The organism is Streptomyces sp. NPDC085900, from assembly GCF_044540925.1.
GTDB classification, from domain to species: Bacteria; Actinomycetota; Actinomycetes; order Streptomycetales; family Streptomycetaceae; genus Streptomyces; species Streptomyces gilvifuscus.
The window spans coordinates 574,658-599,446 of sequence record NZ_JBITSP010000004.1 but is presented as its reverse complement, the minus strand read 5'-3'; the positions used below and the strand labels follow the sequence as shown (position 1 = coordinate 599,446).

The 24,789-nt window shown below is 71.6% G+C and carries 20 protein-coding genes; 5 read left to right on the top strand and 15 right to left on the bottom strand.

All coding sequences use genetic code 11. The features are described from left to right. The first annotated feature begins 3 nt into the window (after positions 1-3). Positions 4-378, top strand: coding sequence for a VOC family protein (locus tag ACIGDI_RS16795; protein WP_399896669.1), 375 nt, complete (start codon positions 4-6; stop codon positions 376-378). A 69-nt stretch (positions 379-447) separates the two neighbouring features. Here the strand turns inward: ACIGDI_RS16795 and ACIGDI_RS16790 are convergent, their stop codons facing one another. After that, complete coding sequence (locus tag ACIGDI_RS16790) at positions 448-1,791, bottom strand: MFS transporter (RefSeq protein WP_399896666.1); 1,344 nt, start codon at positions 1,789-1,791, stop codon at positions 448-450. 190 nt (positions 1,792-1,981) lie between these two features. Beyond that, positions 1,982-2,647, bottom strand: coding sequence for a TetR/AcrR family transcriptional regulator (locus ACIGDI_RS16785; RefSeq protein WP_399896663.1), 666 nt, complete (start codon positions 2,645-2,647; stop codon positions 1,982-1,984). A gap of 143 nt (positions 2,648-2,790) precedes the next feature. Between ACIGDI_RS16785 and ACIGDI_RS16780 the strand changes: the two genes are divergently transcribed. Together ACIGDI_RS16780 and ACIGDI_RS16775 are read left to right on the top strand one after the other, a co-directional pair. After that, positions 2,791-3,666, top strand: coding sequence for a shikimate dehydrogenase (locus ACIGDI_RS16780; protein ID WP_399896660.1), 876 nt, complete (start codon positions 2,791-2,793; stop codon positions 3,664-3,666). A gap of 39 nt (positions 3,667-3,705) precedes the next feature. Beyond that, a complete protein-coding gene (locus tag ACIGDI_RS16775) occupies positions 3,706-5,505 on the top strand; it encodes a bifunctional sugar phosphate isomerase/epimerase/4-hydroxyphenylpyruvate dioxygenase family protein (RefSeq protein ID WP_399896657.1) in 1,800 nt (599 codons plus the stop codon). Here the strand turns inward: ACIGDI_RS16775 and ACIGDI_RS16770 are convergent. The 8 genes from ACIGDI_RS16770 to tkt form a co-directional block, all read right to left on the bottom strand. Then, positions 5,492-6,949: a membrane-associated oxidoreductase gene (locus ACIGDI_RS16770; RefSeq protein ID WP_399896654.1), complete on the bottom strand. Its 1,458-nt coding sequence runs from the start codon at positions 6,947-6,949 to the stop codon at positions 5,492-5,494. The genes ACIGDI_RS16775 and ACIGDI_RS16770 overlap by 14 nt on opposite strands. Before the next feature lie 106 nt (positions 6,950-7,055). Next, a complete protein-coding gene (locus tag ACIGDI_RS16765) occupies positions 7,056-7,649 on the bottom strand; it encodes a histidine phosphatase family protein (protein ID WP_399896651.1) in 594 nt (197 codons plus the stop codon). Positions 7,650-7,655: 6 nt separating this feature from the next. After that, a complete protein-coding gene (gene gnd, locus ACIGDI_RS16760; RefSeq protein ID WP_399897656.1) occupies positions 7,656-8,534 on the bottom strand; it encodes a phosphogluconate dehydrogenase (NAD(+)-dependent, decarboxylating) in 879 nt (292 codons plus the stop codon). Between the two features lie 11 nt (positions 8,535-8,545). Then, the gene (gene pgi / locus ACIGDI_RS16755) at positions 8,546-10,192 is read right to left on the bottom strand and encodes a glucose-6-phosphate isomerase (RefSeq protein ID WP_399896648.1); all 1,647 of its coding nucleotides are present in this window, start codon (positions 10,190-10,192) and stop codon (positions 8,546-8,548) included. Beyond that, positions 10,192-11,118 carry a glucose-6-phosphate dehydrogenase assembly protein OpcA gene (opcA, locus tag ACIGDI_RS16750; RefSeq protein WP_399896645.1) on the bottom strand — a complete coding sequence of 309 codons (927 nt, stop codon included), beginning with the start codon at positions 11,116-11,118 and terminating at the stop codon, positions 10,192-10,194. The genes pgi and opcA overlap by 1 nt, the downstream gene beginning before the upstream one ends. Continuing rightward, positions 11,115-12,656: a glucose-6-phosphate dehydrogenase gene (zwf, locus tag ACIGDI_RS16745; RefSeq protein ID WP_399896642.1), complete on the bottom strand. Its 1,542-nt coding sequence runs from the start codon at positions 12,654-12,656 to the stop codon at positions 11,115-11,117. Before zwf ends, opcA begins: the two co-directional genes overlap by 4 nt. After that, positions 12,653-13,798, bottom strand: coding sequence for a transaldolase (gene tal / locus ACIGDI_RS16740; RefSeq protein ID WP_399896639.1), 1,146 nt, complete (start codon positions 13,796-13,798; stop codon positions 12,653-12,655). Before tal ends, zwf begins: the two co-directional genes overlap by 4 nt. A gap of 19 nt (positions 13,799-13,817) precedes the next feature. Next, complete coding sequence (gene tkt, locus ACIGDI_RS16735) at positions 13,818-15,893, bottom strand: transketolase (RefSeq protein WP_399896636.1); 2,076 nt, start codon at positions 15,891-15,893, stop codon at positions 13,818-13,820. Between the two features lie 146 nt (positions 15,894-16,039). On the opposite strand from tkt, the gene ACIGDI_RS16730 reads away from it, so the two are divergent. Then, on the top strand, positions 16,040-16,945 hold the full coding sequence (locus tag ACIGDI_RS16730; protein WP_399896633.1) for a helix-turn-helix domain-containing protein: 906 nt from the start codon (positions 16,040-16,042) through the stop codon (positions 16,943-16,945). A 58-nt stretch (positions 16,946-17,003) separates the two neighbouring features. Here the strand turns inward: ACIGDI_RS16730 and ACIGDI_RS16725 are convergent, their stop codons facing one another. The 3 genes from ACIGDI_RS16725 to ACIGDI_RS16715 form a co-directional block, all read right to left on the bottom strand. Then, positions 17,004-18,389, bottom strand: a complete 1,386-nt coding sequence (locus ACIGDI_RS16725) for a glycoside hydrolase family 16 protein (protein ID WP_399896630.1) — start codon at positions 18,387-18,389, stop codon at positions 17,004-17,006. Between the two features lie 173 nt (positions 18,390-18,562). After that, entirely contained in the window at positions 18,563-19,807 is a 1,245-nt protein-coding gene (locus ACIGDI_RS16720; RefSeq protein ID WP_399896627.1) for an Ig-like domain-containing protein, read from the bottom strand. 126 nt (positions 19,808-19,933) lie between these two features. Further along, entirely contained in the window at positions 19,934-22,051 is a 2,118-nt protein-coding gene (locus ACIGDI_RS16715; protein ID WP_399897653.1) for an MMPL family transporter, read from the bottom strand. Between the two features lie 208 nt (positions 22,052-22,259). On the opposite strand from ACIGDI_RS16715, the gene ACIGDI_RS16710 reads away from it, so the two are divergent. After that, positions 22,260-22,673, top strand: a complete 414-nt coding sequence (locus ACIGDI_RS16710; RefSeq protein WP_399896624.1) for a VOC family protein — start codon at positions 22,260-22,262, stop codon at positions 22,671-22,673. Between the two features lie 27 nt (positions 22,674-22,700). On the opposite strand, the gene ACIGDI_RS16705 is transcribed toward ACIGDI_RS16710, so the two are convergent. After that, positions 22,701-23,369 (bottom strand): response regulator transcription factor, encoded by a 669-nt coding sequence (locus ACIGDI_RS16705; RefSeq protein WP_200701186.1) that lies wholly within the window; start codon positions 23,367-23,369, stop codon positions 22,701-22,703. Then, on the bottom strand, positions 23,366-24,565 hold the full coding sequence (locus ACIGDI_RS16700) for a sensor histidine kinase (protein ID WP_399896620.1): 1,200 nt from the start codon (positions 24,563-24,565) through the stop codon (positions 23,366-23,368). Before ACIGDI_RS16700 ends, ACIGDI_RS16705 begins: the two co-directional genes overlap by 4 nt. Positions 24,566-24,789: the final 224 nt, after the last annotated feature.

Below are 24,789 nucleotides of genomic sequence, written 5' to 3'. Positions count from 1 at the left end.
CACGTGATCAATGGCGCACACATGGTGATCCATTCCCGCGACGCCGAGGCGGACCGCCTCTTCCTCCGGGACGTCCTCGGCTGGGCGTACGTCGACGCCGGGCACGGCTGGCTGATCTTCGAGGCGCCGCCCACCGAGGTCGCCTGCCATCCGACCGAGGGCGAGCCCTCGCACGAACTGATGCTGATGTGCGACGACCTGGACGCGACCGTCGCCGAACTCACCCGGGCGGAAGTGGAGTTCACGCGCCCCGTGCAGGACGTCCGCTGGGGCCGGGTGACGGCCTTCCGGCTGCCGGGCGGCGGCGAGATCGCCGTGTACGAGCCGCGGCACCCGCGGCCGGGGGAAGCCGATGCCGTACGGGAGCCGGGGCGGTGACCTGACGCCGACACCCCGGACTCCGGCGGCCGGTGCCGTGCGGAGTCCGGGGTGTCGGCGGCGTGCGGGTCAGGCCGTCACCGTCTCCCGGGCCGGCTCGCCGACCTGGCGCTCGCCGAGTCGTTCGGTCGGGACCTCGGCCGTCTCGCGGGCCGAGAGGGCGGCGATCACCGGCGGGACGCACAGGGCCGCGGTGAACAGGGCGACCGAGGACCAGTCGCTGCCGTCGGGACCCGCGATCTCGGCGGCGAAGGTGACCGCGAAGCCGGCCACGGCGAAGCCGATCTGGGTGCCGATCGCCATCCCGGACAGGCGGACCCGGGTGGAGAACATCTCGCCGTAGAAGGACGGCCACACACCGTTCGCGGCGCTGTAGACGACACCGAAGGCGACGATGCCCAGCACCAGGGTCAGCGGGTAGTCACCGGTGGAGATCGCCCAGAGGTACCCGAACATCGCCACCGCGCTGCCCGCCGCGCCGATCAGGTACACCGGCCGGCGGCCGATGCGGTCCGACAGCGTCGCCCACAGCGGGATCGCCGCCAGCGCGACGAGGTTCGCGAGCGCCCCCACCCACAGCATCGAGGAGCGGGACATGCCGACGGAGTCGCTGGTGGCGTAGGCGAGCGCCCAGACCGTGAAGATCGTGGAGACCGAGGCGACCAGCGCGCCCGCGATCACCCGCAGCACATCCGCCCAGTGCTCGCGCAGGAGCACCACCAGCGGCAGCTTCACGACCCCCTCGGAGGAGGCCGCCTGCTGCGTGAACACCGGCGTCTCCTCCAGCTTGCGGCGGATGACGTAGCCGACGGCCGCGACGCCGACGCTCGCCCAGAACGGGACCCGCCAGCCCCACGACAGCAACTGGTCCTCGGGCAGGGCCGCCACGGGGATGAAGACCAGGGTGGCGATGAGCTGGCCGCCCTGGGTGCCGCTGAGCGTGAAGCTGGTGAAGAAGCCGCGCCGATGCCCCGGCGCGTGCTCCAGGGTCATGGAGTTGGCGCTGGCCTGCTCGCCGGCGGCGGAGATGCCCTGCAGCACCCGGCACAGCACGAGCAGGACCGGCGCGAGGGTGCCGACCTGGGCGCGGGTGGGCAGACAGCCGATCAGGAACGTCGACAGGCCCATCAGGATCAGCGTGAAGACCATGATCTTCTTGCGGCCGAGCTTGTCGCCGAAGTGGCCGAGGAAGAGCGCGCCGACCGGGCGGGCGGCGTAGGCGACACCGAACGTGGCCAGCGACAGCAGGGTCGCGGTGGCGGGGTCGGACTCGTCGAAGAACACCTTCGGGAAGATCAGCGCGGCCGCGCTGCCGTAGATGAAGAAGTCGTAGTACTCCAGGGCGCTGCCGATCCAGGCGGCGGCGGCCGCCTTCTTCGGCTGCCCGACGGCTTCGGCGGGGACGGACGACACGGCGTTGCTCCTTCGGGGGAACTCCAGCGTAGGTGGAGTGAGCGGAGAGGGAAGGTGCCGCAGCCCTGGGGTGGCGGGGCGGCCGCGCCGGGTGCTACCCGGCTAATTAACGCACTGGATAGTTAGTAGCGGTTGTCCAGGGATGTTGCAGCCACGTTTCCCGGGTGTCAAGGGGTGCCGTCGTGCGACCTCAGCCGGCGGTCCGCTCCGCCGTCAGGTAGGCGATCACCATGTCGCCCAGCATGGTGCGGTAGTGCTCGCGCCGGCCCGGGTCCACCAGGTCGCGGTCGAACAGGGCGCCGAAGGTCGCCCGGTTGGCGACCCGGAAGAAGCAGAACGAGCTGATCATCGCGTGCAGGTCGACCGCGTCGACGTCGGCCGTGAACAGGCCCGACTCCTGCCCGGCGGCCAGGATGCGGCGGATCACGTCGAGGGCGGGGGAGCCGATCCTGCCGAGCTTCTCGGAGGCGGCGATGTGCTCGGCGCCGTGGATGTTCTCGATGCTGACCAGGCGGATGAAGTCCGGGTGCTGCTCGTGGTGGTCGAAGGTCAGCTCCGCCAGGCGCCGGATCGCCGCGACCGGGTCCAGGTGGTCGACGTCGAGCTGCTGCTCGGCCTCGCGGATCACGCCGTACGCCCGCTCCAGGACGGCCGTGAAGAGCTGCTCCTTGCCGCCGAAGTAGTAGTAGATCATCCGCTTGGTGGTGCGGGTGCGGGCGGCGATCTCGTCGACCCGGGCGCCGTCGTAGCCGGCCCGCGCGAACTCCTGGGTGGCCACGTCGAGGATCTCGGCCTGGGTGCGGGCGGCGTCGCGGATCCGCCCGTTCGGTCGTGCCGGTTCGTCGACGCGGGTCATCGGGTTCCTTCGGGAGTGCGGCCGGTGCCGCAGATTCTAGAAGGAGCGCCGGGTGCCGCCCTGCGGGGCCTTCCGGGGAAGCCGCCCGCCTGATATAGCTAACGTACTGGTTCGTACATTAGCGCCTGGCTCAGGAGGACCGCGTGACCAAGGACTCGTATCTCGTCGGACTGATCGGCGCCGGCATCGGCCCCTCGCTCAGCCCGGCGCTGCACGAGCGGGAAGCGGACCGGCAGGGCCTGCGCTACCTGTACCGGCTCATCGACATCGACACCCTCGGCGTGCGCCCGGAGGCGGTCGGCGACCTGGTGCGGGCTGCCCGCGACCTCGGCTACGACGGCCTGAACATCACCCACCCGTGCAAGCAACTGGTCATCGACCACCTCGATGCCCTCGCCCCGCAGGCCGAGGCGCTCGGCGCGGTCAACACGATCGTCTTCGAGGACGGCCGCGCGACCGGCCACAACACCGACGTCACCGGCTTCGCCGCGTCCTTCGCCCGCGGGCTGCCCGACGTACCGCTGGAGCGGGTCGTGCAGCTCGGCGCCGGCGGGGCGGGTGCCGCCGTCGCCCACGCCACGCTCACCCTCGGCGCCGGGCAGGTCACCGTCGTGGACGCGCTGGCCGACCGGGCGGCGGACCTCGCCGCCGCCCTGAACCGCCACTTCGGCGCCGGGCGCGCCACCGCCGCGGCCCCGGACCGGCTGGCGGACCTCCTCGACCGGGCCGACGGCGTCGTGCACGCCACGCCGACCGGCATGGCCGCCCACCCCGGCCTGCCCTTCGCCGCCGGACTCCTGCGCCCCGGACTCTGGGTGGCCGAGGTCGTCTACCGCCCGCTGGAGACCGAACTGCTGCGCACCGCGCGCGCGTCGGGCTGCGCCACGCTGGACGGCGCCGGCATGGCCGCCTTCCAGGCCGCGGACGCCTTCCGCCTCTTCACCGGCCGCGAGCCCGACACGGCACGCATGCTGCGGGACATCGGCGAACTCGCGGGCGCCGTCACCGCCGCGAACTGAATAGAGGCATCAGTGCCGACCGAAGCGAGGTACCAGAAGGTGCGTACGTCCATCGCCACCGTCTCCCTCAGCGGCTCCCTCACCGAGAAGCTGACCGCGGCCTCCCGGGCCGGCTTCGACGGCGTGGAGATCTTCGAGAACGACCTGCTCGCGAGCCCGCTCACCCCCGAGGAGATCCGCGCCCGGTGCGCCGACCTCGGCCTCACCGTCGACCTCTACCAGCCCATGCGGGACATCGAGGCCGTACCGGAGGAGGAGTTCGCGCAGAACCTGCGCCGCGCCCGGCACAAGTTCGAGCTGATGCGGCGCCTCGGCGCGGACACGGTCCTCGTCTGCTCCAGCGTGCACCCGCTCGCCGTCGACGACGACGCGCTCGCCGCCGAGCACCTGAGCCGACTCGCCGACCTCGCACAGGACTTCGGCGTCCGCGTCGCCTATGAAGCGCTCGCCTGGGGCCGGCACGTCAGCACCTACGACCACGCCTGGCACGTCGTCGAGACGGCCGGCCACCCCGCGCTGGGAACCTGCCTGGACAGCTTCCACATCCTCTCGCGCGGCTCGGACCCCAAGGGCATCGAGGACATCCCCGGCGAGAAGATCTTCTTCCTCCAGCTCGCGGACGCGCCGCTGCTCGCGATGGACGTCCTGCAGTGGAGCCGCCACTACCGCTGCTTCCCCGGCCAGGGCGGCTTCGACGTCGCCGGCCTCGTGCGGCACGTGCTGCGCACGGGATACGACGGCCCGCTCTCACTGGAGGTCTTCAACGACGTCTTCCGCCAGGCCGAGGCCGGCCCCACCGCCGTGGACGCCCACCGCTCCCTGCTCGCCCTGCAGGAGCAGGTGGGCCTGACCGACCTGCCCGCCCCGGTCGTCCCGACCGGCGTCGCCTTCGCCGAACTCGTCACGCCCGACGCCGAGCCCGTCGCCGACGTGCTCGGCGCCCTGGGCTTCACCCGCGCCGCCCGGCACCACGGCAAGCCGGTCGACCTGTGGCAGCAGGGCGAGGCCCGCATCCTCGTCAACACCGGCACGGCCGTACGGCGCGGCGACGGCACCGGTCTCGCCGCGATCGGACTGGAGTCCCCGGACCCGGCCGGCGCCGCCCGCCGGGCCGAGGCGCTGCTCGCACCGGTGCTGCCGCGCAGGCGGGCCGAGCGGGACGCCCCGCTGGACGCCGTGGCGGCCCCGGACGGCACGGAGCTCTTCTTCTGCGCCACCGGCCGCCCCGGACTCCCCGACTGGCGGGCCGACTTCGAGGACACCGGACAGCGCGCCGAGGGCACCGGGGTGACCCGCATCGACCATCTCGCCCTCGTCCAGCCCTGGCACCACTTCGACGAGGCCACCCTCTTCCACCGAAGCGTCCTCGGCCTGTCCGCCCAGGAGAGCGTGGACGTCGCCGACCCCTACGGACTGCTGCGCAGCCGCGCGGTGACGGGCGACGACGGCGGCGTCCGCATCGCCCTGTCGGTCGGCGCGGCACCGGCCGACGACACCGTCCACGCCCAGCACATCGCCCTGGCGACCCCGGACGTGGTGGCGGCGGCCCGTCGCTTCCGGGCGGCGGGCGGCCCGCTGCTGCCGATGCCGGCGAACTACTACGACGACCTGGCCGCCCGGTTCGAGTTCGCCGACGGCGAGCTGGAGACGTATCGCGAACTGGGCATCCTCTACGACCGTGACGCCCACGGGGAGTTCCGGCACTGCTACACCCGGACCGTGGGCCGCGTCTTCTTCGAACTGGTCCAGCGCGACGGCGGCTACCGCGGCTACGGCGCGGCCAACGCCCCCGTCCGTCTGGCCGCCCAGCACGCGGTGCGCCGGCTCACTGGCGGCTGACGTTCCTGGTCACGCCGGTGACGACGGTCGTGGCCAGGATCCAGCCGGTGATGATCAGGCCGTAGGCGAGGTACTGGTACCAGCCGGCCGGGGCGAAGGCGTCCTCCTGGCCGAAGGAGATCACCGGCAGGAGCAGGTCGAGGGTGTAGAAGACGGGGTTGAAGTGCGGGGCCTCCGACGCCTTCAGGGGCCGGGGATGGTGCACGGCGTAGGCGATCGAGCCGATCGCGAGCAGCGACAGCAGCCAGACGGCCGCCCGCAGCGGGCGGAAGCCGTAGCCGACGGTGGCGTCCTGGACGTAACCCCACGCGCGGCCGTACCACGCGCGGGTGGTGCGCAGGCGGCGCTGTTTGGCGAGCTGGACCAGGCGGGCGGCGTAGTCGTCGCCGATGCGGCGGTAGGCGGCGGTCAGCTGCTCGTAGGCGTGGGGCTCGTACCGGGGGTCGCGCTCCAGCATCGGCAGGCGACGCTCGGCGGGCTCGTGCGGGGTGAGGGTGGTGTAGGTGAGGTCGCTGAGGAAGACCTTGGCCGGGAGCATCTCGGGGTCCAGATACAGGACGTCGAGGTGCGCGCGGCGCAGATTGAGAATGCCCGCGATGACGCCCTTCAGCAGCCAGAGCTCTCCGACGGTGCAACTGCTCAGGCGCAAGGCCGTGCCGTCGGGGTTCGACAGCTGCGCGCGGGTCAGGTCGAAACGGGCCGGGATGCGGGAGCCGCGAAGGTCGACCCGGCCATGGGTGCGCAGGAATCTCATCCTGAGGTCGGATCCCGTTTCCAGGCGCAGGGCACTGATGGCCGTGGCCCCCGGGTTGTGGAAGTGCGCCCCCTCAAGGTTCACCGTGCCGGCGACGGCCGCCCCGTCGAGCTGCACCTGGCCGTCGGCCCGCATGCCGGGAGCCCACAGGTCGTCCCCGATCTCGGCGTGGTGCAGTCGCAGCACCGGCTCCGGGTCGTCCGGCGCCGACAGCCGCGCCCGTTCCAGGAACAGCGCACCGGAGATGTGGGCCCCGCCCAGCCGCACGGGCCCGGTGATCCGGCAGTCGGTCAGCCGCAGCACGCCCTCCACGCGCAGGGTGGCCGCGATCAGGCCGGGCAGCGCCGAGTGGCTCAGGTTGAGCTGGCGGAACCGGGCGCCGTACAGCTCCGGAACCTCGTGGAAGTGGCAGTGGCTCAGCCGGACGGCGAAGTCGGTCGCGCCGTAACGCAGGTCGAGCACGCCGGTGATCCGGGCCCCGGCCAGCTTGAGCGCCGCTATCTCCCCCGGCTCCTGCGGCCCGTTGAGCAGCAGGGCGCGCAACACGCTTGCCCGTACGGTCCGTTCGGGCCCCCACTGGGCGCCCTCCGCCGCGTCCTCGTCGTCCCCCGCGCGGAAGTCGACGGCCGTCCCCGTGGCGAACGCCCGCCACACCCGCCGCTCGGCCTCCGTCAGCTCGTTGATCTCCACAAACCGGGAACTCTAGTCAGTCCCGGGTCCGGCCACTACGCCAACGGCCTCGCTCCACCAGGGGTGTTGAGCGAGGCCGTTGGCGTGGCCCGGGCCGGTCGCGGGCCTACGGCCGGGTGTTCCACTCGGCGATGACCGGGTGACCGTGCTCGGTGGACAGCCGGCCGACCGTGCCCGTCGCCAGCTGGAACAGCCTGCCCTCCGCCGGGGACAGCCCCAGCCGGCGTGCCGTCAGCACGCGCAGGAAGTGTCCGTGGGCGACCAGGATCACGTCGCCCGTGCTGTTCTGCAGGGCGGCGTCGACGCGGGCCAGCACCCGGTCGGCCCGCTCGCCGACCTCGGCCGGCGACTCGCCCGGCCGGCCCTCGCCGCCCGGCGGGACGCCGTGCAGCCACAGGTCCCAGTGCGGACGGGTGCGGTGGATCTCCACGGTGGTGATGCCCTCGTAGGCGCCGTAGTTCCACTCGTGCAGGTTCGGCTCGACGGCCGTTCCGGTCAGGCCCGCCAGCTCGGCGGTCCGCACGGCGCGGGCCAGCGGGCTGGTGAGGGCGAGTGCGTACGTCCGCCGGGCGAGGAGCGGAGCGAGGGACTTGGCCTGCTCCTCACCGCGGTGGGTGAGGGGCAGGTCCGTGAAGCTGGTGTGCTGTCCCGAGGCGCTCCACTCGGTCTCGCCGTGCCGGACCAGGAGTAGGTCACCCACGGCGCGCTACTTCTTCGACTCGACGGCGTGGCCGCCGAACTGGTTGCGCAGCGCGGCGATCATCTTCATCTGCGGCGAGTCGTCCTGGCGGGAGGAGAACCGCGCGAAGAGGGAGGCCGTGATCGCGGGCAGCGGCACCGCGTTGTCGATGGCCGCCTCGACCGTCCACCTGCCCTCGCCGGAGTCCTCCGCGAAGCCCTTCAGCCTGTCCAGGTGCGGGTCCTCGTCGAGGGCGTTGACCGCGAGGTCCAGCAGCCAGGAGCGGATGACCGTGCCCTCCTGCCAGGAGCGGAAGACCTCGCGGACGTTGTCCACGGAGTCGACCTTCTCCAGCAGCTCCCAGCCCTCGGCGTAGGCCTGCATCATGGCGTACTCGATGCCGTTGTGGACCATCTTGGAGAAGTGCCCGGCACCGACCTTGCCCGCGTGGACATAGCCGTACGGGCCCTCCGGCTTGAGCGCCTCGAAGATCGGCTGGAGCCGCTCGACGTGCTCCTTCTCGCCGCCGACCATGAGCGCGTAGCCGTTCTGCAGCCCCCACACGCCCCCGGAGACGCCCGCGTCGACGAAGCCGATGCCCTTGGCGCCGAGTTCTTCGGCGTGCTTCTCGTCGTCGCTCCAGCGGGAGTTGCCGCCGTCCACGACGGTGTCGCCGGGGGACAGGAGGTCGCCCAGCTCGTCCACGACGGACTGGGTGGGGCCGCCGGCCGGCACCATCACCCAGACCACGCGCGGGGCTTCGAGCTTGTCGACCAGGTCGGCGAGGCTCGCCGCGTCGGAGAGGTCGGGATTGCGGTCGTAGCCGATGACGGTGTGGCCGGCGCGGCGGAGCCGCTCGCGCATGTTGCCGCCCATCTTGCCGAGACCGATGAGGCCCAGCTGCATCGCTGTCATGTTCAGTTGCCTTCCTTGAGGTCGCGGTAGGCGGCCACGAGTGCGGTGGTGGAGGGGTCGAGGCCGGGGACGTCCGCGCCCTCGGTCAGGGCGGGCTCGACGCGCTTGGCGAGCACCTTGCCGAGCTCTACGCCCCACTGGTCGAAGGAGTCGATGTTCCAGACGGCGCCCTGCACGAACACCTTGTGCTCGTAGAGGGCGATCAGCTGGCCGAGGACGGAGGGCGTCAGGTCGCGGGCCAGGATGGTGGTGGTGGGGTGGTTGCCCTTGAAGGTGCGGTGCGCGACCTGCTCCTCGGGCACCCCCTCCGCACGGACCTCCTCCGCGGTCTTGCCGAAGGCCAGCGCCTGGCCCTGCGCGAACAGGTTGGCCATCAACAGGTCGTGCTGGGCCTTGAGTTCGTCGCTCAGTTCGCCGACCGGGCGGGCGAAGCCGATCAGGTCCGCCGGGATGACCTTGGTGCCCTGGTGGATCAACTGGTAGTAGGCGTGCTGGCCGTTGGTGCCGGGCGTGCCCCACACCACCGGGCCGGTCTGCCAGCCCACCGGGTGTCCGTCGCGCTGCACCGACTTGCCGTTGGACTCCATGTCCAGCTGCTGCAGGTACGCCGTGAACTTGGAGAGGTAGTGGCTGTAGGGCAGCACGGCGTGCGACTGGGCGTCGAAGAAGTTGCCGTACCAGATGCCCAGCAGGCCCAGCAGCAGCGGGGCGTTGGCCTCGGCGGGCGCGGTGCGGAAGTGCTCGTCGACGATGCGGAAGCCGTCCAGCATCTCGCGGAAGCGCTCGGGGCCGATGGCGATCATCAGGGACAGGCCGATGGCGGAGTCGAAGGAGTAGCGGCCGCCGACCCAGTCCCAGAACTCGAACATGTTGTCCGGGTCGATGCCGAAGTCCGTGACCTTCTCGGCGTTCGTCGACAGCGCCACGAAGTGCCGGGCGACCGCCTTGTCGTCGCCCCCCAGCCCGGCCAGCAGCCAGGAGCGGGCGGAGGTCGCGTTGGTGATCGTCTCGATCGTGGTGAACGTCTTGGACGCGACGATGAACAGCGTCTCCGCCGGATCCAGGTCGCGGACCGCCTCGTGCAGGTCGGCCCCGTCGACGTTCGACACGAAGCGGAACGTCAACTCCCGTGCCGTGAAAGCCCGCAGGGCCTCGTAGGCCATCGCCGGACCGAGGTCCGAGCCGCCGATGCCGATGTTCACGACGTTCCTGATGCGCTTGCCGGTGTGGCCGGTCCACTCGCCGGAGCGGACCCGGCCGGCGAAGTCGCTCATCTTGTCGAGGACTTCGTGCACCTTCGGCACCACGTTCTCGCCGTCGACCTCGATCACCGCGTCCCGCGGGGCGCGCAGCGCGGTGTGCAGGACGGCGCGGTCCTCGGTGACGTTGATCCGCTCACCGCGGAACATGGCGTCCCGCAGCCCGAACACGTCGGTGGCGGTGGCCAGTTCCTGCAGCAGCGCGAGCGTCTCGTCGGTGACGAGGTGCTTGGAGTAGTCGATACGCAGGTCGCCCACGCGCACCACGTACCGCTCCGCGCGCCCGGGGTCGGTCGCGAACAGATCACGCAACTGCGGCTGCCCCTGGGCGCGGTGGTCCTCCAGCGCGGTCCACTCGGGGCGCCGGGAGAGCTTGGGGTTGTCGGACATCAGACGGTCTCCTTGGCGGCCTCGCCCCTGAGGGCCACGGCGTACATCTCGTCGGCGTCGAGGCGGCGCAGCTCCTCGGCGATGAGTTCGGAGGTGGTGCGCACCTTCAGCGCGAGGGTGCGGGACGGCTGGCCCGGCAGGGACAGGGTGGCCAGCGGGCCCTCCGGGCGGTCGATGACGATCTCGCCGTCGATCGTGCCCAGGCGGACCGCGGTGACGACCGGTCCCGCGGTGACCACGCGGTCGATCTTCACGTTCAGCCGTGCCTCCAGCCAGCGCGCCAGCAGCTCGGCCGCCGGGTTCTCCGCCTCGGCCTCCACCGCGCCCGAGATGACCTGGGCGCGGGCCTGGTCCAGGGCGGCGGCCAGCATCGAACGCCATGGCGTCAGCCGGGTCCAGGCGAGGTCGGTGTCGCCGGGCGCGTAGGAACGCCTGCGGGTCTCCAGCGCCTGGAGCGGGTTCTCCACCGCGTACAGGTCGGTGATCCTGCGCTGCGCGAGCGCGCCCAGCGGGTCCTTGGAGGGGTTCTCCGGCGCGTCCACCGGCCACCACACGACGACCGGCGCGTCCGGCAGCAGCAGCGGCAGCACGACCGAGTCGGCGTGGTCGGACACCTCGCCGTAGGTGCGCAGCACCACCGTCTCGCCGGTGCCCGCGTCGGAGCCCACCCGCACCTCCGCGTCCAGCTTGGAGGCGATGCGGTCGCGCGGGGTGCGGGCCTGCCGCCTGATGACGACCAGGGTGCGCGAGGGATGCTCGTGCGAGGCCTCCTCGGCCGCCTTGATCGCGTCGTAGGCGTTCTCCTCGTCCGTGACGATCACCATCGTCAGGACCATGCCCACGGCAGGAGTGCCGATGGCGCGGCGCCCCTGCACCAGCGCCTTGTTGATCTTGCTTGCCGTGGTGTCGGTCAGGTCGATCTTCATGGCCTGCGCCAGCTCCGTCCGTCTCGTGCGAGCATCTCGTCGGCTTCCCCGGGTCCCCAGGTCCCCGAGGCGTACTGCGCCGGCTTGCCGTTCTTCGCCCAGTACTCCTCGATCGGGTCGAGGATCTTCCAGGACTCTTCCACTTCCTGGTGACGGGGGAAAAGGTTGGCGTCGCCGAGCAGCACGTCCAGGATGAGCCGCTCGTACGCCTCAGGGCTGGACTCGGTGAAGGACTCGCCGTATGCGAAGTCCATCGACACGTCCCGGATCTCCATGGAGGTGCCCGGCACCTTGGAGCCGAAGCGGACCGTCATGCCCTCGTCGGGCTGGACGCGGATGACGATCGCGTTCTCGCCCAGCTCCTCCGTTGCCGTGGAGTCGAAGGGCGAGTGCGGCGCCCGCTGGAAGACGACCGCGATCTCGGTGACGCGGCGGCCGAGCCGCTTGCCGGCCCGCAGGTAGAACGGCACACCCGCCCACCGCCGGTTGTCCACGTTGAGCTTGATGGCGGCGTACGTGTCCGTCGTCGAGGCCGGGTCGATGCCGTCCTCTTCGAGGTAGCCGCGCACCTTCTCGCCGCCCTGCCAGCCCGTCGCGTACTGCCCGCGCACCGTGTGCCGGCCCAGGTCTTCCGGCAGCTTCACGGCCTTGAGCACCTTCAGCTTCTCCGCCAGCAGCGACTCCGCGTCGAACGCGGCCGGCTCCTCCATGGCGGTCAGCGCCATGAGCTGCAGCAGGTGGTTCTGGATGACGTCACGGGCGGCGCCGATGCCGTCGTAGTAGCCGGCGCGGCCGCCGATGCCGATGTCCTCGGCCATCGTGATCTGCACGTGGTCGACGTACGACCGGTTCCAGATCGGCTCGTACATCTCATTGGCGAAGCGCAGCGCCAGGATGTTCTGGACGGTCTCCTTGCCGAGGTAGTGGTCGATGCGGAAGACCTGGTCCGGCTCGAACACGTCGTGCACGAGCGCGTTCAGCTCCCGAGCGGTCGCCAGGTCGCGGCCGAAGGGCTTCTCGATGACCGCGCGCCGCCAGGAGCCCTCGGGCGCGTCCGCGAGGCCGTGCTCCTTCAGCTGCTCGACGACCTTGGGGAAGAACTTCGGCGGCACGGAGAGGTAGAAGGCGTAGTTGCCGCTCGTGCCGCGGGCCTTGTCGAGGTCGTCGACGGTGCTGCGCAGCTGCTCGAACGCCGTGTCGTCGTCGAAGTCGCCGGGGATGAACCGCATGCCCTCGGCGAGCTGCTGCCAGACCTCCTCGCGGAACTCGGTGCGCGCGTGCTCGCGGACCGCGTCGTGCACGACCTGCGCGAAGTCCTGGTCCTCCCAGTCCCGGCGGGCGAACCCGACGAGGGAGAAGCCCGGCGGCAGCAGACCGCGGTTGGCCAGGTCGTAGACGGCCGGCATCAGCTTCTTGCGGGACAGGTCACCGGTCACGCCGAAGATGACGAGCCCGGACGGGCCGGCGATGCGGGGCAGCCGCCGGTCGCGCGGGTCGCGCAGCGGGTTCTGCCAGTCGATGGCGGGAATCTCGGTCATTCCGACTCGGCCCCCTTGCTGTTCAGAGACTTCTTCACGGCGTCCAGCAGCTCCTGCCAGGCCACCTCGAACTTGGCGACGCCCTCGTCCTCGAGCTGCTGCACGACCTCGTCGTAGGAGATCCCGAGCGCCTCCACGGCGGCCAGGTCGGCGTGGGCCTGCTCGTAGCCGCCGGTCACCGTGTCGCCGGTGATCTCGCCGTGGTCGGCGGTGGCGTTGAGCGTGGCTTCCGGCATCGTGTTGACGGTGCCGGGCGCGACCAGCTCGTCGACGTACAGGGTGTCCTTGTAGGCCGGGTCCTTCACGCCGGTCGACGCCCACAGCGGGCGCTGCTTGTTGGCCCGCGCCCCGGCGAGGGTGGTCCAGCGCTCACCGCTGAAGACCTCCTCGTAGGCCTGGTAGGCGAGCCGCGCGTTGGCGAGGGCGGCCCGGCCCTTGAGGGTGGCGGCCTCGGGGGAGCTGAGGGCCGACAGGCGCTTGTCGACCTCGGAGTCGACGCGGGAGACGAAGAAGGAGGCCACGGAGTGGATGGTGGCGAGGTCGAGGCCCTTGGCCCGCGCCTTCTCCAGGCCGGCGAGGTAGGCGTCCATGACCTCGCGGTAGCGCTCCAGGGAGAAGATCAGCGTGACGTTGACGCTGATGCCGAGGCCGATGACCTCCGTGATCGCCGGGAGGCCGGCCTTCGTCGCCGGAATCTTGATCATGACGTTGGGGCGGTCCACCAGCCAGGCGAGCTGCCTGGCCTCGGCGACGGTGGCCTTCGTGTCGTGGGCGAGGCGCGGGTCGACCTCGATGGAGACCCGGCCGTCCCGGCCGTCGGTGGCGTCGTACACGGGCCGCAGGACGTCGGCGGCGGCGCGGACGTCGGCGGTGGTCATCATGCGCACGGCCTCCTCGACCGTGACGTCCCGCACCGCCAGATCGGCGAGTTGCTCCTCGTAGCCCTCCCCCGAGCCGATGGCGGCCTGGAAGATGGACGGGTTGGTGGTCACGCCCACCACGTTGCTGTTCGCGACGAGTTCGGCGAGGTTGCCGGACTCGATCCGGCGGCGGGAGAGGTCGTCCAGCCAGATGGAGACGCCTTCGTCGCTCAGGCGCTTGAGTGCTCCCGCGGTCGCGGTCACTTCGGTCACTGTGATCATCTTCTTTCTTGCGCTCGGATCAACCGCGGGCGGCGGCCAGGGATTCCCGGGCCGCAGCGGCGACGTTCTCGGGGGTGAAGCCGTACTCGGCGAACAGGATCTTGGCGTCGGCGGACGCGCCGAAGTGCTCGAGGGAGACGATGCGTCCGGCGTCACCGGTGAAGCGGTACCACGTCAGGCCGATCCCGGCCTCGACCGCGACACGCGCCTTCACCGACGGCGGAAGGACCCGCTCGCGGTACTCGCGCGGCTGCTCCTCGAACCACTCCACGGACGGCATCGACACCACCCGCGCGCCGATCCCCTCGGCCTCCAGCAGCTCCCGCGCCGCGACGGCGAGCTGCACCTCGGAGCCGGTGGCGATCAGGACGACGTCCGGGATCTGCGTCGAGGACTCCTTCAGGACGTAACCGCCCTTCGCCGCATCGGGGTCGGGCGCGTACGTCGGCACTCCCTGGCGGGTGAGCGCGAGACCGTGCGGGGCGGGGTCGGTGGCGTGCCGCCTGAGGATCTCGGCCCAGGCGATCGCCGTCTCGTTGGCGTCCGCCGGGCGGACGACGTTCAGGCCGGGGATGGCCCGCAGGGAGGCGAGGTGCTCGACCGGCTGGTGGGTGGGGCCGTCCTCGCCGAGCCCGATGGAGTCGTGCGTCCACACGTAGGTGACGGGCAGCTGCATCAGCGCCGACATCCGCACCGCGTTGCGCATGTAGTCGGAGAACACCAGGAAGGTGCCGCCGTAGACACGGGTGTTGCCGTGCAGGGCGATGCCGTTCATCTCCGCGGCCATCGAGAACTCGCGGATGCCGAAGTGGACGGTACGGCCGTAGGGGTCGGCCTCCGGCAGCGGGTTGCCCTCAGGCAGGAACGACGACGTCTTGTCGATGGTGGTGTTGTTCGAGCCGGCCAGGTCGGCGGAGCCGCCCCACAGCTCGGGCAGGACGGCGCCCAGGGCCTGCAGCACCTTGCCGGAGGCGGCCCGCGTCGCGACGGCCTTGCCCTCCTCGAACACCGGCAGCGCGTCCTCCCAGCCCTCGGGGAGCCGGCCGGCCACGATCCGGTCGAACAGCTCGGCCCGCTCGGGGTTGGCGCCGCGCCACTTGTCGATCTGCTTGTCCCAGGCCGCGTGCGCCTCGGCACCCCGGTCGAGGGCCTGCCGGGCGTGGGCGAGGACGTCGGCGTCCACCTGGAAGGACTGCTCCGGGTCGAAGCCGAGGACGCGCTTGGTGGCGGCGACCTCCTCCGCGCCCAGCGCCGAGCCGTGGGAGGCCTCGGTGTTCCGCGCGTTCGGGGCGGGCCAGGCGATGATCGTGCGCATCGCGACGATCGAGGGGCGCCCGGTCTCGGCCTGCGCCGCCTTCAGGGCCGCGTACAGCGCGGGCACGTCGACGTCGCCGTCCTCCGTGGGCTCGACGCGCTGGGTGTGCCAGCCGTAGGCCTCGTACCGCTTCAGCACGTCCTCGGAGAACGCGGTGGCGGTGTCGCCCTCGATGGAGATGTGGTTGTCGTCGTAGAGGAAGACCAGGTTGCCGAGCTTCTGGTGGCCGGCCATCGAGGAGGCCTCGGCGGAGACGCCCTCCTCCAGGTCTCCGTCGGAGACGATCGCCCAGACGGTGTGGTCGAAGGGGGAGGTGCCCTCGGGGGCCTCGGGGTCGAACAGGCCGCGCTCGTAGCGGGCGGCCATCGCCATGCCGACGGCGTTGGCGGCGCCCTGGCCGAGCGGGCCGGTGGTGGTCTCGACACCGGCGGTGTGCCCGTACTCCGGGTGGCCGGGAGTCCGCGAGCCGTGCGTGCGGAAGGCCTTCAGATCGTCCAGCTCGACCTCGTACCCGGCGAGGAAGAGCTGTGTGTACAGGGTCAGCGAGGTGTGTCCGGGGGAGAGGACGAACCGGTCACGGCCGGTCCACTCCGGGTCGGCCGGATCGTGACGCATCAACTTCTGAAAGATCGTGTACGCCGCCGGGGCGAGGCTCATGGCGGTGCCCGGGTGGCCGTTGCCGACCTTCTGTACGGCGTCGGCCGCGAGCAGACGGGCGGTGTCGACGGCTCGACGGTCGAGATCGGTCCATTCGAAGCTGTCCGGTGTCTGCGTACTCATCTTCAAGAAATCCTCGATCAGAGTGGGAATGCTGGCCTGACGTGTTCAAACTTAAAAGTCTGACTTTTACGACGGAAGGTCGTCGTGTGCCAGCCTGTGGTGAAAGTGGGACACCGGAAGCAGCAGCTGGGCGGCGGTAGAGGGACATGGCGGACAGAAGCATCCAAGGCGGAGACGGTGACGGCGATGTGGACGGGATCAGAACGTTCCCCTTCCCGGTCGAGCTGAGCGTGCGGGGCGTCGGGATGCAGGTGGGTCCGATGGGAACCGACCGCACCTGGCACGCGGATGCCCCTCTGCATCGTGTCCACCGCATCGACTTCCATGCCGTGATGCTCTTCGACGCCGGCCCCGTCCGCCACATGATCGACTTCGCCGAGTACGAGGCGAACGCCGGCGACCTGCTGTGGATCCGCCCCGGCCAGGTGCACCGCTTCTCCCGCACGAGCGAGTACCGCGGAACCGTGCTCACCATGCAGCCCGGCTTCCTCCCGCGCGCCACCGTGGAGGCCACCGGCCTCTACCGCTACGACCTCCCGCCGCTGCTCAGCCCCGACGCGCCCCAGCTGGCCGGCCTCCGCTCGGCCCTCGGCCAACTCGCCCGCGAGTACGAGGACACCGAGAGCCTGCCGCCGAGCCTGCACACCGCCGTACTGCGCCACTCCCTCACGGCGTTCCTGCTCCGCCTCGCCCATCTGGCGGCCAGCTCCGCCGAGGCGGCCCGGCTCCAGTCGGACACCACCTTCACCCGTTTCCGTGACGCCGTGGAGAAGGGCTTCGCCACCAACCACAGCGTCAGCGCCTACGCCGACTCCCTCGGCTACTCCCGCCGCACCCTGGTCCGCGCGGTCCGCGCCGCCACCGGCGAGACCCCGAAGGGCTTCATCGACAAACGCGTGATCCTGGAGGCCAAACGCCTCCTCGCCCACACGGACATGCCGATCGGCCGCGTGGGCGCGGCGATCGGCTTCCCCGACGCGGCGAACTTCTCCAAGTTCTTCCAGCAGCACACGGAGCTGACACCGGCGGCGTTCCGGGCGGAGCTGCGGTGACGGCATGACGGAGGGGCTTCACGCCGCGCGTGAAGCCCCTCGCCGGTACCGGGCCGTGTCAGTGCCCGAAGTCGAACCAGTTCACGTTCACGAAGTCCGCGGGCTGGCCGCTGCTGAAGGTCAGATACACGTCGTGCGTGCCCGTGACCGAGCTGATGTTGGCCGGGATCGTCGTCCAGGACTGCCAGCCGCCCGTGTTGCCGACGGCGAAGCTGCCGATGGGGGTGCTGGTGGCGCTGTCCAGGCGTACCTGGACCAGCCCGCTGACCCCGGACGCGGCGCCGCTGGCCACCCGGGCGTAGAACTGCTTGGCCGCCGTGGAACCGAAGTTGACGCCCTTGTAGAGGGCCCAGTCGCCGTTCGCGATGTAGCCGACGTCCTGGCCGCCGCCGGTGTCCGAGGTGGCCTCGGTGGTGACTCCCGACTGGCTGTCGTAGGACTCCGCCTGGATGGCGCTGTAGGCGTCCCGGTTGCCGGACGGCGGGGGAGTGGTACCGCTCCCACCGGAGGACAGCACCTGGACGTAGTCCACCAGCATCGGGTGGCCGGACTCGGTCGCGCTGGTCGGCCCGCCGCCGAACGCCGCGGGGAAGCCGCCGCCCATCGCCACGTTCAGGATGATGAAGAAGCCGTGGTTGGTGGCGTTGGTCCAGGTGGTGGCGTCCACCTGATTCGCCGTCACCGTCTGGTAGTTGACGCCGTCGACGTAGAAGCGGATCGCCTCCGGGCTGGCCGAGCGGTCCCACTCCATGGTGTAGGTGTGGAAGCCGGACTGACAGGTGGAGTTGGGGCAGGCGGTCGAGTTGCCCAGGCCCGTCGTCTCGTTGCAGGGGCCGCCCGAGGCCGTCCCGCAGTGCATGGTGGCCCACGTCTTGTTGATGCCGTTGACGTTCTCCATGATGTCGAGCTCGCCGACGCTCGGCCAGTTCTGGTAGTTGCCCCGGTAGGGGGCGCCCAGCATCCAGAACGCGGGCCAGTAGCCGGCGGCCGCGTTGCCGGTGACGTTGGGCATCTGGATGCGCGCCTCCACGCGCAGCTTGCCGCCGGCGGGGGGCTGGAAGTCGGTGCGGTTGGTCTCGATGCGGCCCGACGTCCAGTTGCCGGCCCCGTCACGCAGCGGCGTGATCTTCAGGTTGCCGCTGCCGTCGAGTGCGACGTTGTTGGTGCTGTTGGTCATCGACTCGACTTCGCCGGTGCCCCAGTTGGCGGCGCCGCCGGGGTACGAAGTCCCGGTGTCGTAGAGCCAGTTGGAGGTGTTGACGCCGGTGCCGGCCGAGCCGTTGAAGTCGTCGGCGAACACCTGCGTCCAGCCGGACGGGGGCGTGGGCGCGGAGGCGTCGGCGGACTGGGTGGCGGCCGTGGCCAGTACGGCCGCCAGGCCGAGCGTGCTGAGGGCGGCGACGAGCGCGCGTCGCCGTCTGGGCATGCCGGAGGTTGCACTCATTGGGGGGTGCCTCCCGGGTACGGGGTGAGGGGCTGCGGGTACCGTTGGGAGCGCTACTGAGAGCGCTCTCAAAGTGGGCCCAATGTGCTCCCCGCCACCGGGGTCGTCAAGAGTTAAAGCAAGGAAAGTCCGTTCGCGGCACGGAAGTTCACACTCTGAACGACCCAATCGTGCTAAACCGCACTCCCGGCCTTCCACTCCGCCCACGACAGGTTCCACCCGTTGAGGCCGTTGGCCGGATCGACCGTCCTCTCGCCGGAGTTCTTCACGATGACGACGTCGCCGAGCATCGAGGACTCGTAGAACTTGTAACCGTCCACGGAAGGATCGCTCGCGCCCTTGGCGTCGTGCAGGCCCACGCACCCGTGGCTGGTGTTCTGGTGGCCGAACACCGAGGTCGACGCCCAGTAGTTGCCGTGCACGAAGGTGCCGGAGGTGGTCAGGCGCTGGGCGTGCGGGACATCGGAGATGTCGTACTCGTCGCCGAGCCCGACCGTCGAGGACTCCATGCGGGTCTGCCGGAACCGCTCGCTGATGACCATGATCCCGGACCAGGTGGTGTGCTGGGCGTTGCCGCCGGAGACCGGGTAGGTGGCGATCGTCTCGCCGGCCCGCCGGACCGTCATCTCCTTGCTCGACAGGTCGACCGTGCTGATCTGCTCCCGGCCGATGTGGAGGGTGACGTCCTTCTGCTGGACGCCGTAGACGCCGTCCGTGCCCTCCACGTCCTTCAGCCGCAGGCTGAGCGTGATCTTCGTACCGGCCGCCCAGTAGGTCTCCGGGCGGAAGTCGAGCCGGGTGTCGCTGAACCAGTGGCCGACCACCTCGACCGCGGGCTCCGCGGTGACGGTGATCGCCTTCTGGACGGCGGCCCGGTCCTTCACGGCGTGCGTGAAGTTGATCGACACGGGCATGCCGACGCCCGAGGTGGAGCCCGCCTCGGGCGTGAAGTATCCGACGAAGGTCTCGCCGGGCGATCTGGTGGTGAAGCTCGCCGTCTGCGCGGAGGCGCCCACCGGGGTGGCCGTGACCGTGTACTTCGTACCCGAGTACGGGTTCCTCTCCGACGTCCACTTCGTCCTGGCGTCGTCGAGGGCACCGGCCAGTGTGGAGCCGTCGTTGCCGGTGACCTTCACCGAGGCCAGCGTGCCGTCGGTCACGGTGACCTCGACGGGGCTGGAGAAGCCGGCCTTCCGGGTGCCGTCGGCGGGCGTGACCGAGACGACGGGCTTCTTCGCGGCGGCGGACGGGGCCGACTTCACGGACGCCTTCGCCGTGCCCTCCGACGCGCCCGCCGAGCCGCTGCACGCGGTCAGGACCGCGGCGGCCGGCGCCACGCCGAGCGCGCCGAGCAGCCCGCGCCGGGACCACCTGTGCGACTGCCGCTCCGACCGGTTCGATATGTGCGAGACGCCCACGTCAGGCCTTCCTGGGATATCCACCTTTTCCGGGTGCATCCTGCGCCGCGCAGATGTGCTGATCCTTTGAATGTGCGGGCCGCTCCCTGAGATTCCGATGAGGAGCGGCCGGGGCGGGACCTGCCGTCACGGAGTCCGGGATCCGGTCCCCACGACGGCCGCCGCCGGGGCGGGGGCCTCCTCGCCGAACCCGAACCGCTCGTGCGCCCGGTGCAGCGGCCTCGGCGCCCACCACGCCCGCCGGCCCAGCAGCGCCATCGTCGCCGGGACCAGCAGCATCCGTACGACCGTCGCGTCGATCAGGACCGCCAGGGTCAGGCCGAGTCCGATCTGCAGGATGGGCGAGAAGCCGCCCGTCATGAACGCGCCGAAGACGACGGCCAGCAGCAGCGCGGCGCAGGTGACCACGCGGCCCGAGCGACGCAGCCCGGTCACCACCGCCTCCCGGTTGTCGCCCGTCCCGCGCCGCGCCTCGCGCATCCGGGCCAGGATGAACAGCTCGTAGTCCATGGCGAGTCCGAAGGCGATCGCGACGATCAGCGGCGGTGCCGTCAGGCTCAGCGCGCCCAGGCCCTCGGCGCCCAGCAGGCCCGCCAGGTGGCCGTCCTGGAACACCCACACCACCACGCCCAGCGCCGCACCCAGGCTCAGCAGCGTCGTCAGGATCGTGCGCAGCGGGATCAGGACCGAGCCCGTGAAGGCGAACAGCAGGACGCAGATGCCCGCGAGGACGGTCAGCGCCGCCCACGGCGCCCGATCGGCCAGCATGGCGCGGAAGTCGACCAGACGCGCGGCCGGCCCGGTGACCTGCACCGGCTCTCCTCCGCGGAGGTCCCGGACCGCCGCCACCAGAGCGGTGGCCTGCGCGCCGTCCACCTGCCCGGACGGCTGGAGTTGTACGACCGTGGCGCCGCCCGGCAGCTCGCGGGAGCGGGCGGTGGGCGACAGGGCGCGGATCCGGGCGGCGGTGGCGGCGTCGGTGCCCGGCCTCAGCACCACCGTCACCGGCGAGACCCCCGTGCCCGCCGGGAAGTGGGCGTCCACGGTGTCGTACAACCGCCGTGCCTCGGTGGTGGCGGGCAGCTGTGCGGCGTCGCCGATCTCGATCCGCATGCCTGTGACGGGCATGGCCAGCACCAGCAGGGCCGGTACGACCACCGCCAGGACGGCGAGACGGCGGCGGGCCGCGAAACGGGCGACGCGGGCGAAGAAGCGGCCCTCCTCGCCCTCCGGCCGGACCTTCGCCGGGGCGATCCTCCCGCCGAACCTGGCGAGCAGGGCGGGCAGCAGGGTGAGCGCGGCCAGCATGTCGATGACGACGACCGCTGCCACCGCCAGGCCCATGCTGCGCAGGAACACGCTCGGGAAGACCAGCAGCCCGGTCAGGCTGACGGCGACCGTGAGCCCGGAGAACAGCACCGTCCGCCCGGCCGCCGCGACCGTACGGTGCACGGCCTCGTCGAGGTCATGCGTGTGCCGGCGCTCCTCGCGGAACCGGACCAGCATCAACAGGGCGTAGTCCACGGCCAGTCCGAGCCCCAGCATGGTGGTCACCTGGATCGCGTACACCGAGATGTCGGTGACCCGGCTGAAGCCGAAGAGCGCCAGGAAGGCGCCGGCGATCCCGCTCACCGCGATCACCAGCGGCAGCGCGGCCGCGCGCAGTCCGCCGAACACGACCAGGAGCAGGGCGAGTACGACCGGCAGCGAGATCAACTCGGCGTCGCGCACGTCGTGCTGGGCCCGCTCGCCCAACTGCCGGCCCAGCAACGGGCCGCCGCTGATGTGCACTTGGGGCGCGTCGATCTGTTTGATGCGGTCCACGGCCGCGTCCACGGCCTTGTTCTCGGCGTCGTCCCCGAGACCGCCGTCGAGGGTGACCGGGATGAGCAGCGCCCTCCCGTCCCGGGCCGTGAGCCCACGGGTCGTGTACGGGTCCGGCACGGCGGCGATCCCGTCGATGCCGCGAACGTCGGCGACGGCCCGCTCGACCTGAGAGCGCAGCCCGGGTTCGGTGACGGCGGCTCCCGCCACGACCCCGGTGACCGACTCACCGGCCGGGTCGGCGCGGTCGAGGTACTGGGCGGCGTGCTCCGACTCGGTGCCCGGGATCTCGGGCACGTTGTCGGACAGCCGCCCGAAGACGCCCGTACCCAGCCCGAAGCCGAGCAGCAGGAAGAGCACCCACAACAGGATGACGGTCAGCGGGCGGCGGGTCGCCGCCCGGGCGAGTGAGGAGAGCACGGTGCCTCCCGGCGGGTCGTCGGTTGCCATCGCCCCCAGACTGCTGCCGGGCGGGGTGCCGCAGGATCGCCGGAGGGAGCGGTTTCGAGGACTCGCCCGCACGGGGGAGACGCGGCCCCGGCTCACTCCCCGGACGGAGGCGACGGGAATCGTCCGCAGGTCCGCCGGGGTTGACGCGGAAGGCACCCGTGATCCCGAAGGAGTCCGCATGTCCGAGGAACCCGCCGTCCGCGAGCTCCGTCTCGTCGTCACGGCACCCGACTACGACGAGGCCCTGCGCTTCTACCGCGACGTCCTCGGCCTTCCCGAGCGCGGCGCGTTCTCGTCCCCCGACGGGAGGGTCACCATCCTGGAGGCGGGCCGGGCCACGCTGGAGCTGACCGACCCCGGGCACGCGGCCTTCATCGACGACGTCGAGGTGGGGCGCCGGGTGGCCGGCCACATCCGGGTCGCCCTCCAGGTCGACGACGCGGCCGCCGCCACCACGCGGCTGTCCGCCGCCGGAGCCGAGGTCCTCGCCGAGCCGACCCGCACCCCCTGGAACTCCCTGAACTCCCGGCTGAAGGCCCCGGGCGCCCTCCAGCTGACCCTCTTCGAGGAGCTGGGCGACCGGGCCCCGTAGGCGAACGCCCCACGGCGGCGACGGGGTTCAGGGGTTGCCCGGTGTCACCAGACCCGTCTCGTAGGCGCAGATGACCGCCTGCACCCGGTCCCTGAGCCCCAACTTGCCCAGCACGTTGCTGACATGGGTCTTGACGGTGTGCTCGCTGACGAAGAACGCCGTGGCGATCTCGGAGTTGGACAGGCCGCGGGCCAGCAGCCGCAGCGTCTCGACCTCGCGGGCGGTCAGCACCTCCAGGCGCTGCGGGGTGACCGACGCGGCGGCCTCCGCACGGCGGCGGCTCACGACGTCCGCCACCAGGCGCCGGGTGACCGCCGGCGCGAGGAGGGAGTCACCGGCCGCGACCACGCGCACGGCGTGCACCAGGTCGTCGCGGCGGACGTCCTTGAGCAGGAAGCCGCTGGCCCCCGCGTACAGCGCCTCGTAGACGTACTCGTCGAGGTCGAACGTGGTCAGCATGACGACCTTGCATCCGGACTGCGCGCACACCCGGCGCGCCGCCTCCAGCCCGTCCATGACCGGCATGCGGATGTCGAGGAGCAGCACGTCGGGTCCGTGTCGCCGCACCGCCGCCACCGCCTCGGCGCCGTCCCCGGCCTCGGCGACCACCTCGATGTCCTCCTGGGCCTCCAGGATCATGCTGAAGCCGCTGCGGACCAGTTCCTGGTCGTCGGCGACGACCACCCGGATGCTCACGCCGGGCCCCGGTGCCGGACTTCCGCCCGCCGCTCGTCCACGGCGGGCAGCCGTACGACCACCCGGAAGCCGCCGTCGGGACCGCGCCCCGCCTCGGCGCTGCCCCCGCAAGCGGCGGCCCGCTCCCGGATGCCGATCAGCCCCTGCCCGCCGTCCAGGGCCGTCGGCCCTCGTCCGTCGTCGGTCACCGTGAGCGTCAACGCGTCCTCCGTCCAGTCCAGTTCGACCGTCGCACGGGAAGCGTAGGCGTGTTTCACCGTGTTGGTCAGCGCCTCCTGCGTCACCCGGTAGGCGGCGACCTCGGTGTCCGCCGGAAGCGGCCGCGGCTCGCCCCTGGTACGCAACTCCACGCGCAGGCCCGCGGTCTCGGTGACCCGGCGTACGAGCGCGGGCACACCCGCCACGGCGGGCTGCGGTGAAGTGCCGTTCGTCTGCTCCTCCTTGAGGACTCCGAGGATCCGCCGCAGCTGCGCCATGGCGTCCCGCCCGGCCGCCGCGATGGCGTCGAAGGACGCCTCCGCGCGCTGCGGATCGCCGCGCAGCACGACCGGCCCGGCCTCCGCCTGCACCACCATCAGGCTCACCGCGTGCGCCAGGACGTCGTGCATGTCCCGGGCGATCCGGGACCGCTCCTCGGCGATCGCCCGCGCGGTGTCGGCGGCCCGCTCCCGCTCCAGGCGCCGGGCCCGGTCCTCGACCGCCTCCGTGTGGGCGCGCCGGTCCCGGGCCATCGTGCCCAGCCCGTACGCGCACAGGATCGTCAGCAGGTGGAAGGCGTACTCGAAGGGCCGGGCGTGCTCCTTGTGCTGCATGGTGAGCGTGGCCCCGACCAGCCAGCCCGCCAGCATCAGGCGCCGCTGCCAGGCCGGCGAGAGCGCGGCGACCGTGTAGAGGACCACCAGTCCGCCCCACACCACGTCCGGCGGCGGCGCGTGGTAGACGGCCATCGCGGGCGTGGCCGCGGACACGACCCACGCGGTCGCGAACGGCGCCCGGCGCCGCCACACCAGCGGCACCGCCGTCGCGGCACCCAGCAGCCAGCCCTGCCAGGACAGCCGGTCGTCGCCCTCGTCGGGGAAGAGCCACTGCAGGGAGACGGCGAACAGCACGAGCGCCGCGAGAGCGGTGTCGACGACGTAGGGATCGGCCGTGCGCAGCCGCGCGGCGACCCGCCGGAACCAGGACTGCGGGGACATGGGCGGCTCCTCGGGACAAGGCGGTCCCAGTATCCCGACCGCGACCGGCCGCCGGCCTCGCCGACGAGAGGGATATCCGAACGCGGGCGGCGGAGCGCGGTCGGCGCAAGGCGCACGCCCTGCGGCTCTGTCGACGGCCTGCGGCTCCGTCGATGCTCGGCGGCCCCTTCGAGGGTCTGCGGCCCTGTCGGCGGTCTGCGGCCCCGTCTACGGTGTGCGGCCCC